This window comes from Stenotrophomonas sp. 2YAF22 (assembly GCF_052114665.1).
In the GTDB taxonomy this organism is placed as follows: domain Bacteria; phylum Pseudomonadota; class Gammaproteobacteria; order Xanthomonadales; family Xanthomonadaceae; genus Stenotrophomonas; species Stenotrophomonas indicatrix.
Genome location: NZ_JBFRFE010000543.1, coordinates 1 through 3,049, shown reverse-complemented (window position 1 = coordinate 3,049; position 3,049 = coordinate 1). Strand labels below are relative to the sequence as shown.

General features: G+C 64.6%; 3 protein-coding genes. 2 read left to right on the top strand and 1 reads right to left on the bottom strand.

Going from position 1 to position 3,049, the window contains the following annotated elements; all coding sequences use genetic code 11:
• The coding region (locus tag AB4Y84_RS17875) for a hemolysin family protein (RefSeq protein WP_442250577.1) at positions 1 to 757 on the bottom strand (757 nt) is incomplete at its 3' end.
• Positions 758 to 1,049: 292 nt separating this feature from the next.
• On the opposite strand from AB4Y84_RS17875, the gene AB4Y84_RS17870 reads away from it, so the two are divergent.
• Both AB4Y84_RS17870 and AB4Y84_RS17865 read left to right on the top strand, forming a co-directional pair.
• Positions 1,050 to 1,676, top strand: coding sequence for a DUF47 domain-containing protein (locus AB4Y84_RS17870; protein WP_025878890.1), 627 nt, complete (start codon positions 1,050 to 1,052; stop codon positions 1,674 to 1,676).
• Between the two features lie 13 nt (positions 1,677 to 1,689).
• Entirely contained in the window at positions 1,690 to 2,811 is a 1,122-nt protein-coding gene (locus AB4Y84_RS17865) for an inorganic phosphate transporter (protein WP_312107468.1), read from the top strand.
• The last annotated feature ends 238 nt before the right edge of the window (positions 2,812 to 3,049 follow it).

The window sequence follows — 3,049 nt, the reverse complement described above, 5'->3', positions numbered from 1 at the left end:
CGTCCATGTCGTTGTCGCGGTACACCGGGTACCGCGAGAACTCGTGCTCGGCCATGATCTCCAGGTTCTTGTCCAGGCCACCCAGGGTGTCCAGCCAGGCGATCCGGTTGCGCGGGGTCATCAGGCTGTCGGCGGTGCGGTCGCCCAGGCGCATCACGCGGTTCATCATGTCGCGCTCGTGGCTGTCGATCACGCCGGCCTCGTGGCTCTCGGCCACCAGCATGCGGATCTCCTCTTCGGTCACCGACGCGACCTCGTCCTTGCCCAGGCCGAACAGGCGCAGCACCAGCTGGGTGGTCTTGGACAGCAGCCAGACGAAGGGGAAGGCCAGCTTGGCCAGCCAGCTCATCGGTAGCGCCACCAGCCCGGCGATGTCCTCTGAACGGGTCAGGGCCAGGCGCTTGGGCACCAGTTCGCCGAAGATCAGCGTGATGAAGGTGATGAAGGTGACCGCCAGCGCCTTGCCAACCGCACCGGCATAGGCGAAGCCCGGCATCAGCCCCTGGATCCAGCCGCCGATGGCCTCACCCAGTGCTTCGCCGCCGAGGAAGCCGGTCAGCACGCCGATTACGGTGATGCCGATCTGGACGGTGGACAGGAAGGCTTCCGGCTTCTCCGACAGTTCCAGGGCCTTGGCCGCGCGCTTGGAGGTGCCGGCCAGCTGCTTCAGCCGGCTCTTGCGCGAGGTCATGACCGACATCTCGGACATGGCAAAGAAGCCGTTCAGCAGAACAAGCGCGAAAACAATCAGGATCATTTCAAACACGGGCATCGTCCCCGGTTGGTGACAGGGAGGGCGGGTGCTTGCGATGGCGGCAGGCGCTCAGGAACGGGGTCCGGCGCGGCGCTGGGGGATAAGGGTCGTCGTCCATAAGGTGCGCCCGAAGGCGCGCTGGCATCTTAGCAAAGGGCCGTGGCTGGGTGGCAAATGCCTGTTCAGTTTTGGGCGTCCCGACCCCCGAAAAGGGCCAGGGATACCCGTGATGGTCATCTAGCCGTCATAATTCGCACTGGTGCCGTCCTTCCCGCGACGGCTGACAGGTTTCTCAATGTTCTCTCTGCAGACCATTTTCGGTTCCGGCAAACAGTTCTACACCCTGCTCGATGAGGCTGCCGTCGCGGCTTCCGATGCCGCCAAGGCACTGCATTCGATGCTGCGCGACGCCGATCGCCAGCCCGCCCTGGACGCCTTCAAGCTGGCCCGTCTGCGCGAACGCGCGGCCTCGGACAAGATCAGCCAGGCGCTGGTGGACAGCTTCATGACCCCGATCGAGCGCGAAGACATCGAAGCGCTGGGCTCGGCCCTGTACAAGATTCCCAAGCAGATCGAGAAGTTCGCCGATCGCTATTCGCTGGCCACGACCCACCTGGAACACATCGACTTCGCGCCGCGCGCGGCGATGCTGGAGCAGGCCGCTGGCGTGGTGGTGGAGATGGTCGCCGACCTGCGCCACATGAACCTGGACCGGATGACCGCGCTCAACGAGCGTCTGCGTTCGCTGGAAAACGAAGCCGACCGCCTGATGCTCGAGCTGTACCGCGACATCTATTCCGGTCGCCTGGACAACCTGCAGATGTTCCTGCTGAAGGAATTCTTCGAGATCCTGGAAAAGGCCATCGACCGCTGCCGCGAAGCCGGCGTGGTGGCCTACCAGATCGTGTTGAAGAACAGCTGACGGACGCCACAGCATGCTGACCCTCGTTCTGGTGGTGATCCTGGCCGCGCTCGTTTTCGAGTTCATCAACGGCTTCCACGACACCGCCAACTCCATCGCCACCGTGGTGGCGACCAAGGTGCTCTCGCCCGGTTGGGCGGTGATGCTCGCCGCGTTCATGAACCTGCTGGGTGCGCTGACCGGCACCGCCGTGGCCCTGACCATTGCGTCGGGCCTGCTCAACACCAACGTGGTCGATGTGACCCCGCAGGTGATCCTGTGCGCGCTGCTGGGCGGCATCATCTGGAACCTGATCACGTGGTGGAAGGGCCTGCCGTCCTCGTCCTCGCACGCACTGATCGGCGGCCTGTGTGGTGCCGGCCTCGCCGCCGCCCACAACAACTGGGACGCGCTGATCTGGTCGGAACGCTTCGGTAGCTGGGCGCAGAACAAGGGCCTGCTGTGGAAGGTGTTCGTGCCGATGATCACCTCGCCGATTGCCGGCTTCCTGCTCGGTATCGTGGTGATGGTGCTGCTGTGGGCACTGATCGCCGGCCTGGCCAAGATCGGCGGCGCAATCGGCCGACTGGCACGCCCGCGCATCGTCAATGCCTTCTTCGGCAAGGCACAGATCGCCTCGGCGGCCTACATGGGCTTTGCCCACGGCCACAACGATGCGCAGAAGACCATGGGCATCATCGCGATGACCCTGATCGGTGCCGAAGCGACCGGCGCGTTGAACGACCTGCCGTCGTGGCTGGCCTTCATGCATCCGGACGCGCACGCCGGTGATGGCATTGCCATGTGGATCGTGCTGACCTGCGCCGTGGTGATGGCCGCCGGTACCGCCTCGGGCGGCTGGAAGATCATCAAGACCCTGGGCCACAAGATGGTCAAGCTGCATCCGATCCACGGTTTCGCTGCGGAAACCAGCTCGGCCACCGTGCTGACCGTGGCTGCCCACTTCGGCATGCCGGTGTCGACCACCCACAGCATCTCGACCGCGATCATGGGCGTCGGCTTTGCCAAGAACCCGCGTTCGCTGCGTCTGGGCGTGATCGAGCGCATCGTCTGGGCATGGATCCTGACCATCCCGGCGGCGGGCGGCTGCGCCTACCTGATCCTGAAGCTGTTCGAGCTGCTCGGCTGGGCCTGAGTTCCACGCCAATGCTGGAAACAAAAAGCCCGCCGGATTCCGGCGGGCTTTTTTCATGGGCAGATCATTTTCCCGTATCCACGCATGGCGTGGATCTACCGTGTCGACCAAGGTCGACACCCACCAACAGCAGCCGGAACCCGCCGAAGGCGGGGTGGGTCCGGTTGCGGGGGTGTCCGCGGCATGGATGCCGCGGCCAAGCCCCCAAGGGTGAGGGCGCTTTGCTTGCGAAGCACTG

Coding starts and splice junctions, on each gene's coding strand:
- AB4Y84_RS17870 (WP_025878890.1), top strand. CDS start 1,050: ATGTTCTCTCTGCAGACCATTTTCGGTTCCGGCAAACAGTTCTACACC.
- AB4Y84_RS17865 (WP_312107468.1), top strand. CDS start 1,690: ATGCTGACCCTCGTTCTGGTGGTGATCCTGGCCGCGCTCGTTTTCGAG.